Genomic DNA, 25,470 nt, shown 5'->3' with positions numbered 1-25,470 from the left:
GTCATCACCTTATTTAAGACTTTGTCACTCTATACATGCTGAATTGACCAACAAAAACAGTGTCGTTTTCCACTTTACTTGTTACTTCAATGAGTGTTGTATTTTTTTTCATATCACTTGAAACTACGATTGCTTTTGCAATTACTCTGTCGCCCGCTTGAACGGGTTTAACAAATGTAATAGTAGATTTCCTTGTAAGTGCTAGCGCATCATTTATTACAGCAACCGCTAATGAATTTGCTTGTGCAAATAAATGATGTCCCCTTGCAATTCCGTTCCGAGCAAACACATAATCTTTTGTAATGTCTAACAAAGATATGGCTTGTTTATCTAAATCAATATCGATAATTTCACCAATAACTTCATCAATCGGAAGTGATTTCACTTCTTCCCCAAAACTATGGGTTGCGACAGATTTTATACGTTCACGTAATTCTGGAATAGAAAGCTCCATTCGATCAAGACGAATCGTCTGCACGCTCACTTTAAATGCAGCAGCTAAATGTTCATCTGTGATAAATGGTGTTTTATCTAACGTATCTAAAAGTAGTTTTTGTCTTTCTTTTTTTGTATATTTCATCCAATCACCACCATTTTAGCACTTGGTACTAATATCAGTATATAAATATTAAAAAAAGAATGCAAGAATTGATTCAAAATCATTCTTGCATTCTGGCTAATCAATTCGTTCTCCGTCTAATGCTTTTGAATTTATTAGTATTTTACGAAGACCTTCCATTTCTTCCGACTTCCAAAAATCATCGGAGTTTAATAGCCTTTCCGCATCTACTTTTGCCGTATTCAATGCACGATAATCATGGACAAGATCTGCCACTTTAAATTCAGGCAAACCACTTTGTTTTCGTCCAAAAAAGTCTCCAGGGCCTCGCAATTCTAAATCTTTCTCCGCCAAAACAAATCCGTCATTTGTTTCTGTCATCGACGTCATGCGTTCTTTTCCTTCTTCTGATTTAGGATCTGCTAGCAGAATACAATAAGACTGATGCTCTCCACGACCAACACGTCCTCTTAATTGGTGAAGTTGCGCAAGTCCAAAACGTTCTGCATCAAAAATAATCATAAAAGTAGCATTTGGTACATTCACTCCTACTTCTACAACGGTTGTGGAAACAAGTACTTTCACTTTCCCTTCAGAAAAGTCTCTCATCACTTGCTCTTTTTCATCCGGATGAAGTCGACCATGCATTAAACCTACTGAATAATCTACTCCTAAATCAGTAGACATCATATGGTAAACATCCACTGCATTTTGTACATCCAGTTTTTCGGACTCTTCAATTAGCGGACAAATAATATAGGCCTGTCTACCATTAGCTAATTCTTTTTTCAGGCGAACAATAATTTTATGAAGTTGTTCATGCTTCATCCAATGGGTATCAATTTTCTTTCGCCCAGCAGGCATTTCGTCAATAATTGATACATCCATTTCACCAAAAGCTGTAATCGCCAAAGTTCTTGGTATCGGAGTTGCCGTCATAAATAATACATCCGGGTTTTCTCCTTTTTCCTTTAACACTCGACGTTGTTCTACACCAAATCGATGCTGTTCATCCGTAATAACTATGCCCAGTTGTTTAAATGTTACATCCGGTTGTATCAATGCATGTGTTCCGATCAATAAATCAATATTTCCTGTTTCTAAATTTTCCAAAACTGCTCGACGTGCCTTCGCTTTTGTAGAACCTGTAAGTAGTGCGATTCGAACACCTATAGGAGATAACCATTCATCTAGTGAACTAGCATGTTGCTCCGCAAGAATTTCAGTTGGTGCCATAAGAGCCCCTTGGTAACCAGCTGTAATTGCTGCATACAAACAAATAGCTGCAACGATTGTTTTCCCTGAACCTACATCTCCCTGCAATAGACGATTCATTCGATGAGGTTCTTTCATATCTCGACAAATTTCATTGACAACTCTTTTTTGAGCATTTGTAAGTTCGTATGGCAAAGTTTCGATTAATTTCTTTAGTAAATCATTATGAAAGGCAACGCTATTTCCAGCATTTTGTTCCTTCCGCACTTTTTTAATGGCCTGCATCTTAAGCTGAAAAATGAGTAATTCCTCATATACAAAACGCCTTCTAGCATCTTTGGAATGATCCACATTTTGCGGAAAATGTATTCCTTCTAACGCTTCCGATATACTTGGTAATCGATACGGAACCCTAATTGAATCAGGTAATGGATCTATTAAATGCCCATCTACTTCATCTAAAGCTTGTCGCATAAACTTACGGAAAGTCTTTTGGTTAATAGAACCTTTCAAGGAATAAACCGGTTCAAAATCTTGTTGATCTGTTTTAGGTCCTGCGGAAAAAGTAGTGACATTAATAACTTGTCTACCTCTGTCCCATTTTCCCGTTACCGTAATAACCGAACCTGGAATAATTTTAGTTTTTAAATAAGCTTGATTGAAAAACACAGCTTTTATAAGATGTTGACCTGCAAGTAAGCGAACTTGCAATCTCGATTTACTTTTCCCTAAAAAAAGAAGAGAAGGTTCACTTTCGACCCTTCCTTCCACCGTTACTCGCTCATTATGTGCAGTTTCTGCTAAATTTTTTAATCGAAAGTCCTCATGTCGATATGGAAATGTCATAACTAAATCTTCTAAAGAGACAATTCCTAATTCATGTAATGCGTTAGCTATACTACTTCCCACTCCTTTTAAGGAAGTAACTAACTCATCTTTTTTAGTTTCCACTTCCTACTACCGCTCCACCAAAGATTTTAGCTTCTAACCATTTTCCAGTAGGAGTTGCGGCAAGCCCGCCTTGAGCTGTTTCTTTAAGTGCTGTCGGCATTGTTTGACCAATTTTATACATCGCATCAATTACTTCATCACAAGGAATCCGACTAGTTACACCCGCGAGTGCCATATCTGCAGCCACTAAAGAGTTCGAAGCACCCATTGCGTTTCGTTTCACACAAGGAACTTCTACAAGACCTGCGACAGGATCACAAACTAAACCCAGCATATTTTTAAGTGTAATTGCAAATGCTGTAGAGCTTTGTTCCGGAGTTCCGCCAGCCATTTCTACGATTGCAGCAGCAGCCATACCTGCCGCCGAGCCCACTTCCGCTTGACAGCCACCAGCTGCTCCAGAGATAGATGCATTGTTCGCAACTACAAAACCAAATGCTCCAGCATTAAACAAATATCGAATCATCTGTTCTCTCGTTGGATTCAATTTGTTTTTCACTGCAAATAATGTACCAGGCACTACTCCTGCTGAACCAGCAGTAGGAGTTGCACAAATTGTCCCCATCGCAGCATTTACTTCATTCGTTGCAACCGCTTTACTTACTGCATCTAGCATTAATTCACCCGATAACGTATTTCCTTTTTGCATATATGCTTGAAGAAGTACCGCATCTCCACCTGTTAAACCGGACTTCGAGTGAACACCTTTTAATCCCTTTTCCACCGCTTCTTCCATTACAGTCAAATTACGATCCATTTGTTCCATAATTTCTTCTCTTGAACGACCTGTTATTATAATTTCTTGTTCAATCATGATTTCTGAAATAAGTTTCTGCTCTTTATTCGCTAAATCAACTAATTCACGAACATTATGAAATAAAAATTCCATTCGTTTTCCCCCTTAGTCCGCTATTCTTGTTACTTGTGTAATATTAGGTAAAGCACCTATCTCTTCTAGTATATGTGTCTCTACATTTTGATCGACTTCGATAATCATTAATGCCATATTTCCTTTTTCTTTTCGAGAAACTTCCATATGACCAATATTTATATCGTATTTCGCTAAACAATTGGCAACGTTTGCAATACAACCCGATCGGTCTTCATGTACGACCAAAATCGCCGCTAGATTCCCCGAAAGTCTAAGTGGAAAACCATTTAACTCGGTAATTTCTATTTTTCCTCCACCAATTGATATACCAACCAAGGACATTTCTTGATGCCCATCGCCAATGACAATTCGGGCTGTATTAGGATGTTCAGTATGTGCTGTCTCTGGAATGAACTCAAAGGTAAGCCCTGCTTTTTCAGCATCTTCAAAAGCCGTTTTAATACGTTCGTCAAAAGTATCATAATCTAGCAATCCACCAATAATCGCAACATCTGTTCCATGACCTTTATATGTTTCTGCAAAAGATCCATATAAATGTATTTTAGCCCATGTAGGTTGTTTACCAAATAAATCTCTTGCTACTCTCCCGATTCGAGCCGCTCCAGCAGTATGCGAGGAGGATGGTCCGATCATAACTGGTCCAATTATGTCAAAAACAGATTTGAACTTCATTGCATAGACCCCCAATTTTATATTTTTCTTCTATTTTACACTGTATGCCCATATTAAACAAAACATTGATGAGATAACACTAATCAATCCAAGCATCTCACTATCACATAAGCGCATATGAATAGAGATGAAAGAATGAAATATTATTTAGGAAAACGCTAGAGTTCTTTAAGTGCATTTTGCCTTAACCGATTCCAGAGTTCTTTGGACTAAACATCAGCTACACTATTAACGAGGGAATTTTTGTGGATTGAGAAGTGACTGCGTCACTTCTCAATCCACTTTTTTCGGTAATCTTGTAGCGGATGTTTGTCCGTCGCCCTCTTGAAATAGGTAGAGACAAGTTGCAGAAGGTTTGGTTAATGAGAGAATAGATCCCTTCCTATTCTTTTAAAAGCGGACGAAGATACAATTTCGTCCGCTCAGCACTTCTTTATCCATGGATACTATCTATTTTTCTCTAGTCCTACCCACCCTCCAGCGAACCTTTGTCAGATAAACAAAATTTATATACTTTCATCAATTTCAATAAAAGCCACGAGAAAGTTCCCTCGTGGCTTCCGATTATTCCACAGATAAAATGTATGGGTATAATGGTTGTTTACCGTTATATAATTCAATTTCGGCATCTTCAAACTGTTCTTCTATAAAAGTTGCAAAATTCGAAGCTTCTTCTTTCGAAACATCTTGACCATAAATGATTGTCACAATTTCCGCATTCTCATCAATTAGCGATTGCGCAAGCTTGGTTGCTGCTTCTTCTCGAGATGGTGTAGAAAGAATAATTTTTCCTTCTGCAATTGCCATGAAATCATCTTTCTTAATTTCCACGCCATCAATCGAGGTATCGCGCACTGCAAAAGTCACTTGCCCCGTTTTTACATGTGCAAACGCTTCTGTCATATTCTTTTTGTTCTCTTCCACAGTAGACTGTGCATTGAATGCTAAAATCGCTGCCATTCCTTGAGGAAGTGTTTTAGTTGGCACAACCGCCGCTTCAATACCTAAAACTTCTGCCGCTTGCTCTGCAGCCATAATAATATTTTTATTATTAGGTAATATTAATACACGCTCCGCACCAACCGCTTCAATTGCTTTGACAATATCTTCAGTTGAGGGATTCATCGTTTGCCCACCTTCAATTACAGCAGATGCACCTAAGCTTTTCAGAAGTTCTGAAATACCTTCCCCCATCGCAACTGTAACAACCGCATAAGGATACACCTGAGCTTTTTGGATTGGAGCTATTTTCGTAAAGCCTTCTCCTACAATTTCAGTATGTTGCTGACGCATGTTTTCGATCTTGATTTTGATTAGATCTCCGTATTGTTGACCATATGTTAAAACTTCACCAGGTGTTTCGGAATGAATATGAATTTTTGCAATTTCATCATCCGAAATAACTAATAGGGAATCGCCATATGCACTTAAATCATTCCGAAAAGCTGTTTCATCAAATACTTTTTTACCTTCTTCGAATCGAACCATAAATTCCGTGCAAAATCCAAACTCAATTTCAGCAGTATCCATGAAGCCTTGAACATTTTTATGATGTTCAGCACTTACTAAATCATCCATAGACGAGCTTACTGTTTTTTCTGGTAATGCTTCGCCCTTTAAGCTAGCTAAAAATCCTTCATAAACAAATACTAATCCCTGTCCACCACTATCCACAACGCCAACTTCTTTTAGTACCGGCAATAGATCTGGTGTTCGATTTAAAGATGCCTTCGCCTCTTTTACAATTTTCTCCATTAGCAAACAAATATCTTCTTCCGTTTCACTCACTTCTACCGCTTTCTTAGCCGAATCTTTTGCAACTGTTAAGATTGTCCCTTCAACCGGCTTCATTACGGCTTTATACGCTGTTTCCACACCGTAATTTAATGCTTGAGCAAATTGTTTGGCATCTACAGTCGAAAGCTGCTCCACAGACTTTCCAAATCCTCGAAATAACTGAGATAAAATGACTCCAGAGTTACCTCTTGCCCCCATAAGTAAACCTTTCGATAAAGCTTGTGCTGTTTTACCAATATGTTCTACGGTGTGCGCAGCTATTTCTTTTGCACCAGAGGTCATTGATAAATTCATATTTGTACCCGTGTCTCCATCAGGAACTGGGAATACATTCAAAGCATCCACATAGTCCGCATTTTGAAATAGGTGATGAGCACCCATTTTGACCATATCTGCAAACTGTATACCATTAATTGATTTCATTGTTTTCTCTCCCTCATTTACACGCTTGCCACGCGAGCTCCTTGTACATATACATTAACGGATTTCACTGACATACTAAGAGATTTTTTTAGAGTGTATTTTACTTTCGATTGTACTTGATAAGCTATTTCAGAAATTTTTGTTCCGTAACTAACAATAATATACATATCAATATGTAAGTCTTCTTTTTCTTGCCTTACAATTACACCTCTTGTAAAATTTTCTTTTCTTAATATATCTGTTAAACCATCTCTTATTTGATGCTTTGAGGCCATACCAACTATCCCGTAACATTCCATAGCAGCTCCGCCGGCAATTTGTGCGATCGCATCTTGTGATATATCAATTTGACCGAATTCATTTTTCAATTCAATTGACATAACTAAACCTCCCAAGTCCTTTTTGACTATCCATAATTGTACTACACCCTTTATAATTATAAAAGAGAGCGTTTACACTAATACTATTTCATTTTATATTATATTATATGGGAAGATTGCTCATTAAGGAAACATTAATAGTATTGAAAGCAATTTTAGTGTGTAAAGGTTTTTTTCTTGATAAGCCTTGCACTTCATAAAAGTCTGTGGTAAATTATTAAAGTATGTGAAATAACGAACTGAAAAAAACTTTCAGCTTCTTTTTTAAAGGAGGAAATATAATGCCAAAAGTATGTGCAATCACAGGGCGTAAAGCTCGTTCTGGTAATGCTCGTTCTCACGCAATGAACGCTACTAAGCGTACATGGGGGGCAAACCTTCAAAAGGTCCGTATTCTTGTAAACGGTAAACCTAAACGTGTATGGGTTTCTGCTAGAGCTATGAAATCAGGAAAAGTTGAGCGCGTTTAATCGCACTCATAATTAATGCCAGGTTGACAATTGTCGACCTGGCATTTTTTTATTTTTGGAAAACTATTCATTCCAAGAAGGCTTCGAACACAAGATTACAGAAAAAAAGTGAATTAGGAAATGACTCGGTCACTTCCTAATTCACTTACATTTTCCGATAATAGAGTAAGTAATGTGGCGATCAAGGCAAGGACACGTTACGCTTAAAGGGTCCTTCTTTCTTGTGGATTACATTGGAAGTTATGCCCTTACTAACATTACTCTTTCTTTACTTCTTCTTTTCTAAACATGCGAATACAAACTCTCATAATACTACTAACTGATTTAGGTAATCTAAATGTGTAAACCTTCACACAATTCCTCCCTTTTAGTCGCTGCTTCTTATCATTAAACATATGCCAGCGGTAATAGAGATAGTACCATTTCGTCCACTTACTTGATTACTAGTAAATTTCGCATTACCTATCGAAATATTTTCTTCTGTTACTTCATATAAAAATCCTCGAAGTGAAATATCTTTTACTGTTTCTCCAAATGAGAAGAAGGAGATATATTTAAAGTAATTATCCTGCTCAATTTCATGCGTTCCAGGCAATAAAAAACGAATAATATTTTGCTTATTACGAATATAAAAAACAATCTCAGGGTATTCTCTTTGAAATCTTACCATATCATGCAAAACAGCTTCATAATGATCCAGTCTACCACCTGTTACTGCTGTTAAAATTACTGAATCTGGATTGTATGTTAAGGCTCTAAGTATAGCTAAATGTGTATCCGTCTCATCTTTCTCGGGGGGCATAATCGTCATTTTTTCAACAGACTTTCTGAGAAATTGATATTCCTCTTCTAGTAAAGAATCAAAATCACCGATGATTTCATTTGGCGTAATTCCATTTGTTAATAAATGAAGAGCTCCCCGATCTGCTCCGATAAATACAGTTTCTTCTTTTGAAAAAGGAAGCTGTCTAAAATCAACAACTTCCTCTACTGGTCCTCCTGAACAAACAATGACACTCTTCATTTTGTTGTAGCGCTAAGACCAGCGTCTTTTATTGCTTGCAAAGCTTTCCCCTTATCCGGAGCATTATAAATTGCGGAGCCTGCCACAAATATCGTAGCTCCAGCTTCTACACATGGAATGATCGTTTCTTCATTTATCCCGCCATCAATCTCGATTTCAATCGACAACTTTCTTTCCTTCACAATATCCGCCAATTGTTTTACTTTCGGTACAACGGAATGAATAAATTTCTGACCACCAAAACCTGGATTAACTGTCATAAATAGAACCATATCTATATCTTCTAACACATGTTGAATCGATTCAATTGGAGTATGTGGATTTAATACTACTCCTGGTTTAACTCCAAAAGAACGAATTAATTGGATAGTGCGATGAAGATGCGGACAAGCTTCTACATGAACAGTAATATAATCAGCTCCAGCTTTTGCAAATGCTTCGATGTATTGGTCTGCATTTTCGATCATTAAATGTACGTCTAATGGAAGTTTTGTTAATGGTCTTAATGCTTCTACTACAATCGGACCCATTGTAATATTCGGAACAAAATGGCCATCCATTACATCAATATGAATGAGTTCTGCGCCCGCCTTTTCCACTTCTACTACTTCTTCCCCAAGCTTTGCAAAATTCGCAGCTAAAATCGATGGAGCAATTTTTACCATGTTCAGTACCTCGGCTTTCTTTCCAGAATTTCATTAAAAAACTGTAAATAGTGTTTATAGCGATAATCTTTTATTTTTCCAGTCTCTATAGCTTCTTTTACAGCACATTTCGGCTCATTTACATGCATACATCCTCTATATTTGCATTCATCTTGTATCTCTACAAATTCAGGAAAACAACTGGAAAGCGCTTCTTTTTCCATTAAGTCAAATTCAAAAGAGCTAAAACCAGGTGTATCAGCAAGCAAACCACCACAAACCTCTATTAGTTCAACATGTCTAGTCGTATGCTTCCCTCGACCTAGCGCATCCGAAATAACACCCGTTTTTAAGTTTAATGTGGGTAGAATCGTATTTAGCAGCGTCGATTTCCCTACACCAGATTGTCCCGCAAGCACGGTTGTTTTCCCTTTCAATAAAGGAGTAATTTTATCATCAAATTGTGGATCGTCTTTAAAAGTCATGAAGACTTGATAACCAATTTGTTCATATTCTTTTATATATGTTTTAATGGTTTCCTCCATTTTTTCATCTAACAAATCACTTTTCGTTAAACAAATAATGGGTTCGATATGAAAAGACTCTAGCACGACTAAAAAACGGTCTAATAAGATCGTATTAAAATCTGGTTCTTTCACGGAAAACACTAATATGGCTTGATCGATATTGGCGATAGGTGGGCGAACGAGACTATTTTTTCGTTCATGAATAACCGTAATTGTACCGTCATTGTTCCCTTCTACTGTATAATCGACAAAGTCACCGACTAACGGCGATTCTCCCCTATTTCTAAATACACCGCGTCCGCGGCATTGGATTAATTGATCCTTATCATAAACATAATAAAATCCGCTCAATGCTTTTCTAATTTGTCCTGTCGGCATCCGATACCTCCCTAATCTATTTCATTAAAATCAATGGTTTCTTCTTTGAATACAGTTGAATCGATCATCACACGATAGGCAGCTTTTTGCCCTTCTGTAATTTCTAAATTTAATACTTTTTCTACTGGTTCCGTTAAGATAAATTCTTCCGTCGGCTCTGCCATTGTTCTTGTTTTATCTTGTATATAAATGCGAACAACATGTTTAACTTCAACTTCGCTAGCCTCTTCCTCAGCTGGTTCGTATGGAATAGTGATTGATTTTACAAACAGTTTTGTTCGAGCTGCTTTAGGTCCATCTGATAGAACAACTTCAATTGTACTTCCTGGCGCTAATTTGCTGTTTGGTAACGGTAATTGACTAATAACATTTCCTTTTGTGACTGTATCCGAGTTTTTTCTTTCAACTATTCTAATTTTAAAACCAGAAGATACTTCGTAATCACTTAGTGCTTTTTCATTGAAAAGCGTTAAATCTTTCACTGTTCGTAAATCTGGTCCTTTACTAACCGTAAATATTAAATCCGTTTCAGATGGAATGATTGAATCTCCTGCTTTTGGATTTTGATCTAAAATTGTACCAACAGACTCAGTCGAAAATACTGGTTCCGTTTCAATTGAGCGTAAGTCTTGATTTTGTAGTAATGATTTTACTTGATCAATATCTCTACCCCTGTAATCAGAAAGCTCAGAAGACTCTTTACCGGACGACACAACCAGGGCAATCTCCGTTCCTTTTTCGCGAAACTTTCCTGCCTCGGGGTTTGTTCGAATGACAAATCCTTCTTCAATATCTTCCGAATACTCCAGCGTTGGTTCACCAACCTTAAAACTTTCTGCTTCTAATTGTTCGATAGCCTGCTTTAATTCTAAATTTACTACATTTGGGACTTCCACTTTGTTTGGTTTTAAAAGTCCAGGAAATACAAGGAAAGTCAAAAGTACAATTGCTATAATTCCCGCAATAAGTCCACCTATCAACTTCCACTTTTTGTTTTTCTTCGGTACTTTCGTTTCTTTTGAAGCAGTCATTGTAGGTATTTTTTTCGTTTCCGATACTTCTGCAAAAGAAACTGGTTCTTTAATAACAGGTAGAATTTTTGTTGCATCATCATCCATAGCAACAACGAACTTTTCTTCTCCAAATCTTTCTGGAGATAATGCAGTTGCTAAATCTTCTTCCATTTCCTCTGCAGATCGATAGCGATTTTTCGGATCTTTTGCCGTTGCTTTTAACACGACATTCTCGAGGCTTTGAGGTATGGAAGGAATAATCGCTCTAATAGATGGAGTTTCCGTTTGTAAATGCTTCAATGCAATAGAGACCGCTGATTCTCCTGAAAAAGGAAGTTGTCCTGTCAATAGCTCAAATAGGACTATTCCCAATGCATAAATATCTGATCTGTTCGTTGCCATTCCACCCCGCGCTTGCTCAGGTGATAAATAATGGACAGTTCCAAGCACAGAGTTGGTTTGCGTATAGGATGTTGCACTTAATGCCATTGCAATCCCAAAATCAGTTACTTTTACTTTACCTTCTTCATCCAATAATATATTCTGTGGCTTAACATCGCGATGAATAATATGGTTGTTATGTGCATTGGCAATAGCAGATGTCAATTGCTTCATAATGGTAACTGATTTATTGGGAGAAATAGGCGCATCACTTTGTATGTATTGTTTTAACGTTTCCCCTTTCACATACTCCATTACAATATATTGAATGTCTTCGTCCTCACCTACATCATATATACTTACTATATTAGGGTGTGTAAGGCTAGTGGCAGATAATGCTTCACGCTGAAAACGGCGACGTAGCTCTTCTTCATTTGAAAAATCATAACGCAACACTTTAATCGCAACATCACGATCCAAAATCATGTCATGGGCCAAATAAACATTCGACATTCCACCGCCGCCAATCATCTCTAGCAACTTATATCTCCCGCTAATTCGTTTACCGATTAACATCCTCACACCTCCTCATCATTATTAGATAATAAAATTAACGATATATTATCTTCTCCACCAGTTAAATTTGCTTCGTCCACAAGCACAGTTCCTTTTTCTTGTATAGTCTGATCGGAATAAAGGATGGTGTGAATAAATGGTTCACTTAGTTTATTACTCAAACCATCTGTGCAAAATAGAAAGTAAGAGTTTGGTTGAAATTCTACTTCATAAAAATCAGGCTGAATAGAAATTTCCGTCCCTACTGCTTTCATGAGTACATTTTTCTTCGGATGTGTTTTTGCTTGTTCTTCCGTTATTTCTCCAGAATCAATTAAAACGTTTACAAAGGAATGGTCCCGTGTAATTTGCCTTATTCCGTTTGGAGATGCTTGATATACCCGGCTATCTCCAACATGGGCAATTATCCCTCTGTAACCTTCAAATAAACCAGCGATTAAAGTAGTGCCCATTCCTTCACAACCTGGTGTTATGGCAGAATGCTTCGCAATTGTCTGATTAATAGACTGGAATGTATAGGTTAACCAATCCTTCGCTTTCACAATGGAAGGATTATAGGCTGCAAAATATTTTTCAAACTCTGTTATTGCTATTTCGCTCGCAACATCGCCAGCTTTATGTCCACCCATTCCATCAGCAACAACAGCTAGAATCCGTCCGTCGGGTCGAACAAAGACATCTACCCGGTCCTCATTTACTATTCTTTTCATACCGACATCGGTTTTAACATCGAACTTCATTTATTCCTTCACCTCTTTTTAAATGGAAAGAAATCTCAACTTTTCTATACAGAACCTGTCTAGTCTCCTGTCACTAGCCGCTCGAGGGGGCCTTCTGCTTTTCTATAGACCGAAACAAAAAAACCATCGCTTCTTAAATCCTGTGGAAATAGTTGAAGCATTCCTTCTTGCTCTTGTTCTTTTATACTTTTAATAACGTCTGGAAATGGTTGAAGTTGCATATCAGGATGCGCTTCTAAAAATAATTTAGCCGTTCCTTCATTTTCATCTCGATCCACTGTACAAGTACTATAAACTAACAGACCATCTTGTTTAAGCAGTTTATATGCTTCATCCAATAAATTCAGTTGAATTGGTTTAAGTGATGCAAAATCTTTTTCATTTTTTGTGTATTTAATATCTGGTTTTCGCTTCATTACACCTAAACCACTGCATGGTGCATCCACTAAAATACGATCAAAACTTTGTTCCGGATAAACTTCCGTTGCTTTACGACCATCCATTTCTACCGTTTCGATAAAGCTAAAGCCTAGTCTTTCCGCATTTTCTTTCACTAGTTTTAGTTTATGCTGATGGATATCCATCGCTATGAGCTTTCCACTGTTTTTCATTTTTTCTGCAATATGTGTCGTTTTTCCTCCTGGAGCCGAACACATGTCAAGTACGGTCATTCCCGGTTCTACTTGAAGTGCATACGCAGGAATCATCGAACTTTCGTCTTGAATTGTCACAAAGCCTTTTTGAAATGCAGTCGTTTTAGCAGCTTGACCATTGAATAAATAAATACACTCAGGAATAACTTCGCTTTGGGCAACGACATATCCTTCTTGTGTCAATAAATGAAGTACTTGTTCCACCGTTCTTTTAAATAAATTGACACGAAGCGTAGTCACAGGGGGTTCGTTATTCTCTTTTAACATTATTGCAGTCTTTTCAAAACCATACGCTGAAACAAATCGCTTCACCATCCAAAGAGGATGACTTGTTTCAATAGAAAGCCTTTCTAACTCATCTTTAATTTCTTCAGTAGAACGAACACCTTCTCTTAAAATAGAACGAAGAATCCCGTTTACAGTACCGGAAATCCCTTTATGTCCTCTTCTTTTGGCAATATTAACCGCTTCATTCACAGCTGCGTGATCCGGAATTCGTGATAAGTAATGGATTTGATATAACGAAAGACGAAGTAATTGTAAAACCCAATCATCTAATTTTCCTTTGATAAATGGTTGTAAATAATAATCCAAAGTCATTTTGTATTGAATTGTGCCATACGTTAATTCAGTTAATAATGCACGGTCTTTATCTTCAATATTATATTTTTCAATCGTTTGATGTAATAATAAGTTGCTATAAGCTTGTTGCTTTTCAACGGCCATTAATATTGTAAGTGCTGCATCACGAACATTACCTGTCCAAATTTTTTCTGGTTTTTTTGTCATTCAAATGTATCTCCTATTCGCAATTTCGAACCTACGCCGCGCAAATAATCAACTGCGGACATTTTCTTTTTTCCAGCTGGTTGTAATTCATTTATTCGAATTGCTTCTTCAAAACCTGTTTGAATAACAAAATAATCCGATTCTATTTGCACAACAGTTCCTGGTTGTTCTTTTGTATTGACTTGAATTGTATCTGCTTTCCAAACTTTAACGGATTGTTCTTCTAACGTCGTATAAGCAACTGGCCATGGGTGCAACCCACGTATTTGGTTGTGGATATCTAGTGCGGATTTGTTCCAATCGATTCTTTCTTGCTCACGTGAAATATTTTTGGCATACGTCACTTGAGATTCATCTTGTATCACGCGGTTATTTGTTTTGGAAATAATGGAAGGTAACGTTTCTTTTAATAAATCGGAACCAACCGTACTTAATTTATCAAATAGAATTCCTGTATCATCTGAATGCTCGATAGAGATCTCACTTTGCGAAATAATATCTCCTGCATCCAGTTTTTCTTCCATATACATAATCGTTACTCCTGTTTTGTCCTGCCCATCGATAATAGCTTGATGAATAGGCGCACCTCCACGATAAGCGGGTAACAAGGATGCATGCACATTAATACAGCCAAGTTCAGGTACATCAAGTAACTCTTTTGGTAATAGTTGTCCAAATGCAGCAGTTACGATTAACTCTGGATTTAAAGCAATAATTTCCTTTAATTCCTCCGAACCTTTTAGTTTTGTAGGCTGAATTACTGGAAGTCCAAGTTTCACAGCTTCTTCTTTTACTGGAGGAGCAGTTAATACTTTTTTTCTTCCAACAGGACGATCCGGCTGCGTGACAACCGCTAACACATTATATCCTTCTTCTACAAGCATTCTTAATATTGGAGCAGAGAATGCAGGGGTTCCCATGAAAATAATATTTGTCATGCTTCTTCCTCCTCATTCTCTAGTTCTTCCAAATCTACATAACGTATAATTTTGGTTGTGAATAAAACGCCGTGTAAATGATCGATTTCATGTAAAATGGCTCTTGCTTCATAATCCTCTGCTTCTAATTCATATAAAGCACCATCTCGGTCTTGTGCTTCCACCTTTACATAAAATGGACGTTCTACTTCCCCGTAAATATCTGGAAAGCTTAAACAACCTTCTACTTCAATCTCAGAACCGCCAATTTCAATGACTTCCGGATTAATCATTTCAATAACTTCTTGTCCTTCTCCTAGGTCGACGATTGCGACTTGAATTGTTTCTCCAACTTGCGGCGCTGCAAGTCCAATCCCATCAGAAGCAATCATCGTGTCGTACATATCATCTAAAAGTGTTGCTAGTTTTTCATCAAAAATTTGTACTTCTGTACATTTTGTCGTAAGTATTTCATTTGGATGTGTAATAACTGGTCGTATTGCCATTTCTTTTCCTCATTTCAAACCGTTTATAAAATAGTGGATGGATCTAGATCAACTGATAAGATGATTCCTTTTTTCATCCACTCTGTACGATAAATTTTTATTAGTTGTTGTAGTTTTTCGATTAATAGGGGTTCTTTTTTGTATTTTATCAAACATTGGTAACGATATCTATTTTGTATCTTACTGATAGCACATGCTGTTGGACCAACAACCATTGTCTGCTCCGATAGATTCGCTTTTAACCAATCCGTCGCGAGCCTTGCATATTCAGACGCAATTAGGACATTTTCATGAGTCACCTGAACTAATGTTAAATAATAAAATGGTGGATATTCATATTGTTTCCGAACTTGCATTTCTTTATGATAAAAAGGTTCAAACAACTGGTCTTTCGAAAGTTCGATCGCGTAATGTTCTGGGGTATAGGTTTGAATATACACTTTTCCTTCTTTATCATGCCTACCCGCTCTTCCACTTACTTGCGTCATCAATTGGAATGTTTTTTCAGCAGCACGGAAATCTGCTAAATGTAAAGTGGTATCAGCATTTAACACGCCTACTAGCGTTATATTTGGAAAATCTAACCCTTTGGCAATCATTTGTGTGCCAAGTAAAATATCTGCTTCCCCGTCTCCGAATTGTTTTAAAATTCGCTCATGGGATCCTTTTGTTCTTGTTGTGTCTACATCCATTCGAAGCACTCTAGCTAAAGGAAATAATTTCGCAATTTCTTCTTCTACTTTTTGTGTCCCCGTCCCAAAAAAGCGAATATGTTCACTCGTACATTCCGGACACTTCGTTGGTACTGGCTCCTCATGACCACAGTAATGACATTTAAGCTGCTCCCCAGCACGGTGATACGTAAGGGAAATATCACATTGCTTACATTCCACAACTGTTCCGCAGTCTCGACATAAGACAAAAGAAGAGAATCCACGTTTATTTAAAAACAACACAATTTGCTCTTTTTTATCTAACTTTTCTCTTACAGCATCCGCTAGATCGATACTAAACATGGATCGATTTCCATTTTTCAGCTCTGCTCGCATATCGACAACATTCACGGTTGGCAAAGTTTGCTCTTTCGCCCGCATTTTCAATGTTAACAATGTATAAACACCTTTAGATGCACGTGCATACGATTCAAGTGAAGGCGTTGCACTTCCTAATATGACGGGGCAGTTGTGGTACTCACTGCGCCAAATCGCTACATCCCGAGCATGGTACCTTGGAGTATCTTCTTGTTTGTATGTAGATTCATGTTCTTCATCTAAGATGATAAGCCCTAAATCTTTAAATGGGGCAAAAATGGCGGATCTTGCACCAACCACCACTTTTACTTCTCCTCGCCAAATTTTGCGCCATTCATCGTACTTTTCACCGACTGATAATCCACTATGCATAACAGCAACTTGATCACCAAAACGCAGTTTGAATCGGCGTGTCATTTGCGGAGTCAATGAAATTTCGGGAACAAGCATGATTGCTTGCTTTCCTTTTAAGATCGAATTTTCGATTGCATTTAAGTAAATTTCCGTCTTCCCACTGCCTGTAATGCCATGGACAAGGAATGTCGGGCTCTCCGCATTGTTTTGAGCGTGATTAATCTTAGCTAGTGCTATTTCTTGTTCATCCGTCAATTGAAATCTTTGATCCTTGTCATTGTATTCTAAAGAAGAGATTTCACGATACACTTCTTCTTTATCTTTTTCTAAAATATTTTTTTCTATTAATACTTTAATCGTACTACTATTTGCGTAAGCCGTTTCTTTCATTTCGTCCATCGTAAAAGACGTTTGTTGTTGAGTTAATACCCATTCCATTAATTCTTTTTGCTTAATCGCTGACTTACTTAGATTGCTTAAGTGTTCATGAATTAATTCTTTACTCGCTACTACATGATACTTAGCAATCGTTTTTGCTTTGGCATGCTGTTTAATGACTGTCTCCAGTTGGAGAAACCCTTGCGTTAAGTATTTTTTCATTTGTCGCAAGTAACCAGCTTTTTCAATTACATCATAAGAAATAGACTCTTTTTTTCCAAACAAAGCTAAAAAGTTTTCATCCAGTTCAGAAGGATTGATTAACTTAATATTTTTCTTATACGAAGCACGTAAAGCAGCTGGTAGCATAACTTGAAGTGCATCAATTTCATAGCATAATGTTTTATTCGTAAGCCATTTAGATAATTGCAAGAGCTCTTCAGTCACAACCGGTTCCACATCAATAATGGACTGAATTTCTTTTAACTTGGTAATATCAATATCCGTATGTTCTTTTATATTAGTTATAAATCCTTGCACTTTACGATTCCCAAAAGGGACATGAACACGACTCCCACGTTCAACTAAAGTCTCTAAATAGTCGGGAACGATATAGTCAAATGGTCGGTCAATTGGATACGCAGACACATCTACAATGACTTCTACGATCATTTCAGTTCAACTTTTTCTAGTTTTAGGATAGTTTGAAGCAGTTGACGTGCAAGCTCCTTTTTAGGTAGATGAGCAAAATGCATTTCTACATCATGCTTCCCTACTAAAGTGACGGAATTTGTCTCAGTTCCAAATCCAGATCCTTCTTCTGTCACGTCATTGGCAACGATATAATCCGCATTTTTCTTTTCCAATTTCCCTTTTGCATAATGAATCACATCATTTGTTTCTGCAGCAAATCCGATTAATAGCTGGTTCGTCTTTCTCTTACCTAGCTCTGCAAGAATATCGCTTGTCCGCTCCAAAACAATCATCGAATCCCCTAGTTGCTTTTTCATTTTTTGACTATGTACTTCTTTCGGTTTGTAGTCAGCGACCGCCGCAGTTTTAATGACAATGGAGGCAGTGTCAAATCGCTCCATTACAGCATCGTACATCTCTTTAGCACTTTCAACAGGAATAAGCGTAACATTTGCCGGAGCTTCTATACTTACGGGACCTGAAATTAAAAACGTTTCTGCGCCTAAATTAGCAGCAGCTTCCGCCATTGCATAACCCATCTTCCCGCTTGAGAAATTCGTTAAAAAGCGAACAGGATCAATTAGTTCTCTTGTAGGACCAGCCGTCACAACTACTTTTTGCCCTTTTAAAGGTAAATCTTTTGGTGAAAAATGAGCTTCTACAAGCTTCACCATTTTTTCTGGTTCCTCTAAACGGCCTTTCCCTACGTAACCACATGCCAAAAAACCTTCAGAAGGTTCGATAAATGAATAACCGTCTTTTGAAAGTTGAGCAATATTGCGTATAACTGCAGCATTTTCATACATATGCACATTCATCGCAGGTGCAATCCAAACCTTTGCAGTAGTTGCAAGTAAAGTAGTCGTCACCATATCATCTGCAATTCCGTTAGCAAGTTTGCCAATCACATTCGCAGTAGCTGGAGCAACGATAACTAAATCAGCCCAATCTGCTAAATTAATATGCGCAATCACGCTAGAATCTTTTTCATCAAAGGTATCAAAATACACATCATTTCGAGACATTACTTGAAAACTTAAAGGTTGTACAAATTCCATCGCAGACTTCGTCATTATTACTCTAACGTCCGCTCCTGCTTGGGTAAGTTTACTTACAAGTGCGACCGCCTTATAAACAGCAATACCACCTGTCACACAAACAACAATTTTTTTAGAAGTTAACATATCAATTTCTCCCCTCTAAACAACAATCTCCCAAAGAACTGTTCATTCTTTGGGAGGTGTTTGCTTCAAAATGTATTAAACTTCGTCCTCGTAAATTGCATTTTCATGGGATGATTCGATCGTAAGCTCACCCTGTGCTACTTCTTCTAATGCTTTCCCAACTTGTTTAGCAGAAACATATGAAGTTAAACGCTCGCCGCCTTCTTCTTGTAACTGTCTAGCTCTTTTGGAAGCTACACTTACTAACGAATATTTGGAATCGATTTTATTTTTTAATGAGTCTACTGATGGATATAACATTTATAATTCCCCTTCCAACATGGCTAAATATCTTTTTTCTACGCGTTCACGTCGACAATGTTCCGCAGCAACAATGGCATTAATTTTTGCACATGCTTTTGCAACTTCATCATTTTCAACGACATAATCATATAAATGCATCATTTCTAATTCTTGCCTAGCAGCTTGAATTCTAGAATTGATCACATCTTCTGTTTCCGTTCCTCTACCTATTAGTCGCTGTTCTAGTTCAGATAAGCTAGGGGGAGCTAAGAAAATATAAAGTGCTTCTGGAGCTTTTTGACGTACAACACTTGCTCCTTGAACTTCTATTTCTAAAAACACATCTCGGCCAGAATCGAGTGTTTCATTAACATAATCAATCGGAGTACCATAATAATTTCCTACATATGAGGCATATTCTAATAACTTCCCTTGTTCAATTAACTGTTCAAACGCTTCTTTTTGCTTAAAGAAATAATCTACTCCATCTATTTCGCCTTCACGAGGAAGTCTAGTCGTCATAGAGATGGAATATTCATAATTTGTTCCGGGCTCTGAAAACAATTCTTTTCTCACTGTCCCTTTACCAACACCAGAAGGGCCTGATAAAACGATCAATATACCTTTTTCTCTTCGCATAATGTCTCCTTCATATACATGCATACTCCGTTTGCCTGTACATTTATAACAGTTTACATACTTAACACATTATAACACAAGTTTCATTTAAAATGATAAGATAATAAGAAAAGCATTATCTCGTCGCAAATAAAATTCGCCGCCGCGCTAAATCCTTTCATATGAATTTAAGATTAAGCGAATAGTTTCTAAAAAAAACTATTTTAGAGTTATTCAATGTACTGACAAGACGCTGAAACTAGATAACTAAATGAAAAAAGTGTATTAAAAAAGAGAACCTGGCTTCTGGAGCCAGAAAAAAATAAAGTTTTGAAAGAGGACATATTATGGCTTTTGATGGTTTATTTACAATTTCAATGAAAACTGAATTGCAACAATTAGTAACGGGACGTATTTCTAAAATACATCAACCAAATGCACAAGAAATTTTAATGCAAATTCGTGCACAAGGACAGAACTTTAAATTATTGTTTTCTGTACACCCTTCTTATTCACGTGTGCAAATTACAAACGAAACAATTGACAATCCTGCAACACCTCCATTATTTTGCATGGTTTTACGTAAACATTTAGAAGGTGGAATCATTTCTTCTATTCGCCAACATGAAACAGATCGTATTATTATCTTCCAAATTCAAAGTAAAAACGAAATTGGAGATGATATTACACGAGAAATCCATATGGAAATAATGGGACGTCATAGTAACTTACTATTAGTTGACCCAACTCGAAATCTTATTTTGGAAAGCATAAAGCACTTATCACCTTCCATGAATAGTTACCGAACAATTTTACCTGGTCAGCCCTATATTGCACCTCCTGCTCAAAATAAGCTCCATCCCTTAGAGTATTCGGAGGAACTGTTGAAAGTGATTCAATCGGTCAATGAATCCAATGAGATCGTCGAGCAGATTTCCGGTTTCTCTCCTTTACATGCAAAAGAATTACTTCATCGATTCCAAGACGGTGCGAATCGTGTCGAAATTTACAAAACATATATGCAGGAATTTGAACAAGGTGGAGCCGCGATACAAATTGTCGAATCAGGCGGAAAAACGTATTATTCACCGAATGAATTAACTCATCTAGATGGCGACAAATTTAGCGAAGAAACGCTAGGAAATTTATTAGATCGAGTGTATTTCGCCAAAGCAGAACGCGACCGTGTAAAACAACAAGCAGGAGACCTAGAAAAATGGCTTCAAAACGAATTAAACAAATTGAAGCTGAAGATGAAAAAACTCCAAAAAGATTTCGAACAAGCCGAAAAACTAGATACATTCCAATTGTACGGAGAGCTATTAATGGCAAACTCTTATTCAATTGAAAAAGGGCTAAAAGAAGTCGAGCTAGTGAACTATTACGATGAGGATGGAAAAACAGTTGTCATTCCTTTAGATAACCGAAAATCAGCAACTCAAAATGCACAAAGCTATTACAGTCGCTACACAAAAGCAAAAACGGCATTACTAAAAATTGAACAACAATTCAAAATTACGAATGAAGATATTACCTACTTTGAATTACTGCTACAACAAGTCATGCAAGCATCTCCAACCGACATCGAAGAAATTCGAGAAGAGTTAATGGAGCAAGGATTACTAAAAGCTCGTGCTTCCAAAAAGAAGAAAAAACCGACGAAACCAACACCTGAAAAATTCTTTGCATCAGATGGCACAGAAATCTCCGTTGGTAAAAACAATAAGCAAAATGATTTTGTTACATTTAAGTTAGCTAAAAAATCGGACACATGGCTTCACACCAAGGATATCCCAGGATCCCATGTTGTTATACATTCCGATAATCCATCGGAAGTAGCATTACTTGAAGCAGCGAATCTTGCCGCTTATTTTAGTAAAGCTCGGGAGTCTGCTTCGGTGCCGGTGGATTATACTGTGATTAAGCAAGTGAAGAAGCCAAGTGGGGCTAAACCGGGGTTTGTGATTTATTTTGAGCAGACTACGGTGTTTGTTACTCCGGATGAGGAGAAGATTCGGTTGATGAAGAAATAGAAATTTCTTGGAGACGAGGTGGTTTCCGATTTGCTATGGATTGCAAATATGCTATACCTTTACCTAGAGGATGAAGAAGCCGATGGAAGTGACTCTATCACTGCCATCGGCTCTTTTCTTTCCGGAAATTCTGTGGCTTAAGTGCGTCCATCGCATTCCTTCAACCACAGCGTTAGTTTTTTAGTTCCACTTCGAATGAAAGAATAGATTCTATTCTATAGATAAATTTAGCAGCCAAAGATACAATTTCGGCTGCTGTTTTACTTTGTTATATTTACTTACTATTAACGATTCTAAAGTGAAAGTTAAAAGTATTTGGAAACAATCTCATTTGTTTCACCTCGGCAAGGTGGGGATCGTTGGTTCGAGACCAGTCGGGACTATCATTAGATATAAGCCACAAACCTTAATACATAAGAGTGTTTTGTCTTTTTCTCTTTTTTAAATTAACTACCTAAAATACCGCTATAAAAGCAATTGTTAATTTGATTCTTTTAGTAAAGCATCAATTTGATTAGCCACTACCTCCCACATATTAGGAAATACATGCGAGTCAGTATCTAAAGTTATTTTAATGTTGCTACGGCCTAACGTTCTGTAACTACTTTAGCGCGAATAACGCCTTAGATTTATTATTTTCTTCGTGAAGATTCAGAAATCCTTCGCTTCATTTCATTATAAATATCCACATAAACATGAATTACTGTTGCTTCAATATCCTCTTGATCTGTAGAATGAATAGTATAAAATGTTCTTAATGCTTGTTTATCGATATCAGGAATCAATTCCTCTACTTCTCCAATTTTGTTACTGAAAAAAAGCCTTTGGTACGGGAAAGAACTAATTTTTTATATTTTCCCCATAAATTATCGGGTGTTTTTGAAAAACCCCATATAATAATTATTTGGAAATTTGCGCTCTGGATATCGTAACCAAAAGGTTTTTCAGTATGCGTTTGTATGACAGTAGTATCCAAACCTTTTAGAATTAATGCTTCACCAATCATTAAATCTTTATCTTCGTGGGATTTTATTACAATATCTCTTTCTCCAATACCACCCCTAACCCCAAAAATATCCCGAGTGAATCCTCCTCTATCTTGTGTATGTGTAGTCCAACCAAATACTTCATTCAACCATTTCATATTTGCTCTAAATAAGTCAGTATACTTATCCTCATCTGCAGCTTGTTCTAATGATGGAGTAATATGACTAGTTAAAGGCAATATAGATCTTAAAGAAGAAAAAATTTGTTTTACCAAAAAATTTTTGACGTTATCATCTTGATTTCCTGTATACAAAATAACCTGCTCATCAGGAGAAAATGATTTTAATGTTGTAATACTACTTGCACGAAGTTCTGCATAAGCCTTTAACATTTTTATATCTTCTTCGTATTTTACTATTTCACCTTGGCCATGTTTTCGACCAATAATTATACCTTGTATCTTTGCGAATGAGACATCCTTATTATTAAGTTCTACGGCACGGTCAATATATTGTAGAGCCAAATCTAAGTTGTTTAATTCTAAATAGCTAATTGACATTAATTGATATAATGTTGAAAACGCAAAAATGTCATAGTCAATATTCATGTAATTAACTTTACCTTCACGTTGTTCTGTAACTATAATTTTTAAAGATTCCCAATCGTATTCTTGTTCTAAATAGTGATTAGAATATTCTATTACTTTTCCATAATTTTCTATTTTTGAATATGAAACTGCTAGACCAAAATTATCCAAAGATTGTTGGTAATAATGAATACTACTAATATAATCTCCTTTATATTGGCATACATCCCCAAGTTGTCTATATATTAGAGCATTATTAAAATCATATTTAAGGGCATTTCTAAAACACAGTTCTGAATTATTGTAATCTCCTAAGGATATATATGCTTTTCCTAGTAGTATAAGAACTTCTATAGACTCACATTGAATCTGTATGTATTTCAATAATTCAATAGCTTGTTCCGATCTACCAATACCATATAAACTTTCAGCCAAATAGTATTTAGCGTCTAGATCTTCATTAAAATCTTCTAATAATACTATTCTTTTCTTATTAAATAAATCCCCAGGAGTACTACTAAATACATACTTATCCTTATAAGTAAATGAGGTCATCGAATAAAAACCATTATTCCCAATTTCCTCATTTATATTTCTAGTTAAACCTTTGCAGTTTAAACATTTTTCACTAAGTTCATCTATGTCGACGTCCTCTTCTAATATTTGATCCCATTTATCCAATTTACAAAGTTGAAATTGATTACAACAATTAGTACATATATGATTTTGAAGTATTTGACAAAAATAATTGCTAATTATAGAACCGCAAACCTTGCACAAATTCATCCTCTACACCACTCTTCAACAGTTTCACTAAAATAATCATAAACTATCAAAATAAATTTATCCAGATAATTCAATATTAGAACAAATTGTAAAAAAGAGTCCTTATTTTGCATGTAACTGTCAAGTGAAAACATACAGAAAATGATTCGCTCGCTATTTTTTATTGTTAGTTTAAAATCATTCTCTTCTAAAAGCTTTTCTATTTGTATGATGTCCATAGTATATAACGACATCTTGTAGTTATTACATATTTTTTGTTTGATCTATTTAAAGCTATTATTATTTTCGAATATTTATATTTATTATACACATCTAGAAATTGTTTACAAAGAAAATTTCCTACCAGGTATTAACCCCTATCGATACTTAGAAATAAATTAAATATAATCGGAAATTATCCCGGCCTAGTATCTGTAGAATCGTCTCCAAAATCTATCATTTGTAAATTTATATGCCCATTAACAAACCTAATTTGAAGATTTTTTAATGAAATAATGAAATCTCTAGGTACTCCCTCTATTTTTTCAATATCGTTAATAAATATATCCATTGTAGTGACATATTTTTTTTCCGTTTTAGAAAATCGAAAAAAGTGTCCCCTTTCAAATCAATATGTACCGTAGTTAATCTTATTAGCTTTCCTAATGGATAATAATAATCATCGAAGGTAGCCATATTTCGATATATTGTTTCAAATATTGATTCATTTATCTTAACTTTGTCCACCCTCATGTTTGGATACTCCGCACAATAATCAATGATGAGATCTGTCACATTTTCTTGTGCTTCTTCTCCTTCCAATTCAATAACGCTCCAATAGTCTTCTCTTTCACTAATTTTATTAATGGATTCTGAATATATGTCATTTAAATATTCTGTTCTTAACTTATTTTGTAATTTTGATGTGTGATGACTAAAAGAAATTAATGGATAGTCTTTATTTTCTTCAAAAATAAATGAATCTATATTTTTTTGTTTCTCATGAGTGAGAAAAACGTAATTTCCATTTCTAAGTTTTAAAAAAGCCATTG

Annotated in this window: 24 protein-coding genes; 2 read left to right on the top strand and 22 right to left on the bottom strand. The window is 36.3% G+C overall.

All coding sequences use genetic code 11. From position 1 onward, the window contains the following. Window positions 1–13: 13 nt before the first annotated feature. From fapR to ACEPXG_RS06430, 6 genes are all read right to left on the bottom strand, one after another. A complete protein-coding gene (gene fapR / locus ACEPXG_RS06455) occupies window positions 14–580 on the bottom strand; it encodes a transcription factor FapR (protein WP_391208595.1) in 567 nt (188 codons plus the stop codon). 96 nt (window positions 581–676) lie between these two features. Beyond that, window positions 677–2,725, bottom strand: coding sequence for an ATP-dependent DNA helicase RecG (gene recG / locus ACEPXG_RS06450; protein ID WP_391208592.1), 2,049 nt, complete (start codon window positions 2,723–2,725; stop codon window positions 677–679). Beyond that, window positions 2,715–3,614, bottom strand: a complete 900-nt coding sequence (gene sdaAA, locus ACEPXG_RS06445; RefSeq protein ID WP_391208590.1) for an L-serine ammonia-lyase, iron-sulfur-dependent, subunit alpha — start codon at window positions 3,612–3,614, stop codon at window positions 2,715–2,717. The genes recG and sdaAA overlap by 11 nt, the downstream gene beginning before the upstream one ends. Before the next feature lie 12 nt (window positions 3,615–3,626). Then, window positions 3,627–4,289 carry an L-serine ammonia-lyase, iron-sulfur-dependent subunit beta gene (gene sdaAB, locus ACEPXG_RS06440; RefSeq protein WP_391121149.1) on the bottom strand — a complete coding sequence of 221 codons (663 nt, stop codon included), beginning with the start codon at window positions 4,287–4,289 and terminating at the stop codon, window positions 3,627–3,629. Between the two features lie 564 nt (window positions 4,290–4,853). Next, a complete protein-coding gene (locus ACEPXG_RS06435; protein ID WP_391208588.1) occupies window positions 4,854–6,509 on the bottom strand; it encodes a DAK2 domain-containing protein in 1,656 nt (551 codons plus the stop codon). Window positions 6,510–6,526: 17 nt separating this feature from the next. Continuing rightward, window positions 6,527–6,889 (bottom strand): Asp23/Gls24 family envelope stress response protein, encoded by a 363-nt coding sequence (locus tag ACEPXG_RS06430; RefSeq protein WP_391208586.1) that lies wholly within the window; start codon window positions 6,887–6,889, stop codon window positions 6,527–6,529. 281 nt (window positions 6,890–7,170) lie between these two features. Between ACEPXG_RS06430 and rpmB the strand changes: the two genes are divergently transcribed. After that, on the top strand, window positions 7,171–7,359 hold the full coding sequence (rpmB, locus tag ACEPXG_RS06425) for a 50S ribosomal protein L28 (RefSeq protein WP_391121141.1): 189 nt from the start codon (window positions 7,171–7,173) through the stop codon (window positions 7,357–7,359). A 257-nt stretch (window positions 7,360–7,616) separates the two neighbouring features. Here rpmB and spoVM read toward each other — a convergent pair whose 3' ends face one another. From spoVM to gmk, 13 genes are all read right to left on the bottom strand, one after another. After that, window positions 7,617–7,712, bottom strand: a complete 96-nt coding sequence (gene spoVM, locus ACEPXG_RS06420; RefSeq protein WP_151699433.1) for a stage V sporulation protein SpoVM — start codon at window positions 7,710–7,712, stop codon at window positions 7,617–7,619. A 14-nt stretch (window positions 7,713–7,726) separates the two neighbouring features. Next, window positions 7,727–8,383, bottom strand: coding sequence for a thiamine diphosphokinase (locus ACEPXG_RS06415; protein ID WP_391208583.1), 657 nt, complete (start codon window positions 8,381–8,383; stop codon window positions 7,727–7,729). Then, on the bottom strand, window positions 8,380–9,048 hold the full coding sequence (gene rpe, locus ACEPXG_RS06410; protein ID WP_391208581.1) for a ribulose-phosphate 3-epimerase: 669 nt from the start codon (window positions 9,046–9,048) through the stop codon (window positions 8,380–8,382). Before rpe ends, ACEPXG_RS06415 begins: the two co-directional genes overlap by 4 nt. A gap of 2 nt (window positions 9,049–9,050) precedes the next feature. Next, window positions 9,051–9,932: a ribosome small subunit-dependent GTPase A gene (gene rsgA, locus ACEPXG_RS06405; protein WP_391208579.1), complete on the bottom strand. Its 882-nt coding sequence runs from the start codon at window positions 9,930–9,932 to the stop codon at window positions 9,051–9,053. 11 nt (window positions 9,933–9,943) lie between these two features. Further along, window positions 9,944–11,902 carry a Stk1 family PASTA domain-containing Ser/Thr kinase gene (gene pknB / locus ACEPXG_RS06400; RefSeq protein ID WP_391208577.1) on the bottom strand — a complete coding sequence of 653 codons (1,959 nt, stop codon included), beginning with the start codon at window positions 11,900–11,902 and terminating at the stop codon, window positions 9,944–9,946. Between the two features lie 2 nt (window positions 11,903–11,904). Then, a complete protein-coding gene (locus ACEPXG_RS06395) occupies window positions 11,905–12,642 on the bottom strand; it encodes a Stp1/IreP family PP2C-type Ser/Thr phosphatase (protein ID WP_391208575.1) in 738 nt (245 codons plus the stop codon). A gap of 59 nt (window positions 12,643–12,701) precedes the next feature. Further along, window positions 12,702–14,084, bottom strand: coding sequence for a 16S rRNA (cytosine(967)-C(5))-methyltransferase RsmB (rsmB, locus tag ACEPXG_RS06390; RefSeq protein WP_391208573.1), 1,383 nt, complete (start codon window positions 14,082–14,084; stop codon window positions 12,702–12,704). Beyond that, entirely contained in the window at window positions 14,081–15,022 is a 942-nt protein-coding gene (fmt, locus tag ACEPXG_RS06385; RefSeq protein ID WP_391208570.1) for a methionyl-tRNA formyltransferase, read from the bottom strand. Before fmt ends, rsmB begins: the two co-directional genes overlap by 4 nt. After that, window positions 15,019–15,507, bottom strand: coding sequence for a peptide deformylase (gene def / locus ACEPXG_RS06380; RefSeq protein WP_391208568.1), 489 nt, complete (start codon window positions 15,505–15,507; stop codon window positions 15,019–15,021). The genes fmt and def overlap by 4 nt, the downstream gene beginning before the upstream one ends. 23 nt (window positions 15,508–15,530) lie before the next feature. After that, a complete protein-coding gene (gene priA, locus ACEPXG_RS06375) occupies window positions 15,531–17,942 on the bottom strand; it encodes a primosomal protein N' (RefSeq protein WP_391208566.1) in 2,412 nt (803 codons plus the stop codon). After that, the gene (gene coaBC, locus ACEPXG_RS06370) at window positions 17,939–19,147 is read right to left on the bottom strand and encodes a bifunctional phosphopantothenoylcysteine decarboxylase/phosphopantothenate--cysteine ligase CoaBC (protein ID WP_391208564.1); all 1,209 of its coding nucleotides are present in this window, start codon (window positions 19,145–19,147) and stop codon (window positions 17,939–17,941) included. Before coaBC ends, priA begins: the two co-directional genes overlap by 4 nt. 75 nt (window positions 19,148–19,222) lie before the next feature. Continuing rightward, window positions 19,223–19,447: a DNA-directed RNA polymerase subunit omega gene (rpoZ, locus tag ACEPXG_RS06365; protein ID WP_151699422.1), complete on the bottom strand. Its 225-nt coding sequence runs from the start codon at window positions 19,445–19,447 to the stop codon at window positions 19,223–19,225. Continuing rightward, window positions 19,448–20,068: a guanylate kinase gene (gene gmk, locus ACEPXG_RS06360; RefSeq protein ID WP_151699421.1), complete on the bottom strand. Its 621-nt coding sequence runs from the start codon at window positions 20,066–20,068 to the stop codon at window positions 19,448–19,450. Between the two features lie 326 nt (window positions 20,069–20,394). Between gmk and ACEPXG_RS06355 the strand changes: the two genes are divergently transcribed. Beyond that, entirely contained in the window at window positions 20,395–22,080 is a 1,686-nt protein-coding gene (locus ACEPXG_RS06355; RefSeq protein ID WP_391208562.1) for an NFACT family protein, read from the top strand. A 632-nt stretch (window positions 22,081–22,712) separates the two neighbouring features. On the opposite strand, the gene ACEPXG_RS06350 is transcribed toward ACEPXG_RS06355, so the two are convergent. The 3 genes from ACEPXG_RS06350 to ACEPXG_RS06340 all read right to left on the bottom strand — a co-directional run bounded on the left by ACEPXG_RS06350 (window position 22,713) and on the right by ACEPXG_RS06340 (window position 25,468). Then, window positions 22,713–22,865, bottom strand: a complete 153-nt coding sequence (locus tag ACEPXG_RS06350) for a hypothetical protein (RefSeq protein WP_391208559.1) — start codon at window positions 22,863–22,865, stop codon at window positions 22,713–22,715. A 5-nt stretch (window positions 22,866–22,870) separates the two neighbouring features. Beyond that, window positions 22,871–24,334 (bottom strand): tetratricopeptide repeat protein, encoded by a 1,464-nt coding sequence (locus ACEPXG_RS06345; RefSeq protein ID WP_391208558.1) that lies wholly within the window; start codon window positions 24,332–24,334, stop codon window positions 22,871–22,873. Between the two features lie 621 nt (window positions 24,335–24,955). Next, complete coding sequence (locus tag ACEPXG_RS06340) at window positions 24,956–25,468, bottom strand: hypothetical protein (RefSeq protein ID WP_391208556.1); 513 nt, start codon at window positions 25,466–25,468, stop codon at window positions 24,956–24,958. Between the last annotated feature and the right edge of the window lie 2 nt (window positions 25,469–25,470).

The sequence above is a fragment of the Psychrobacillus sp. L4 genome (genome assembly GCF_042944905.1).
Classification (GTDB): domain Bacteria; phylum Bacillota; class Bacilli; order Bacillales_A; family Planococcaceae; genus Psychrobacillus.
Note: the sequence above shows the minus strand (reverse complement) of the source record. Positions and strands in the feature narration are given on the sequence as shown.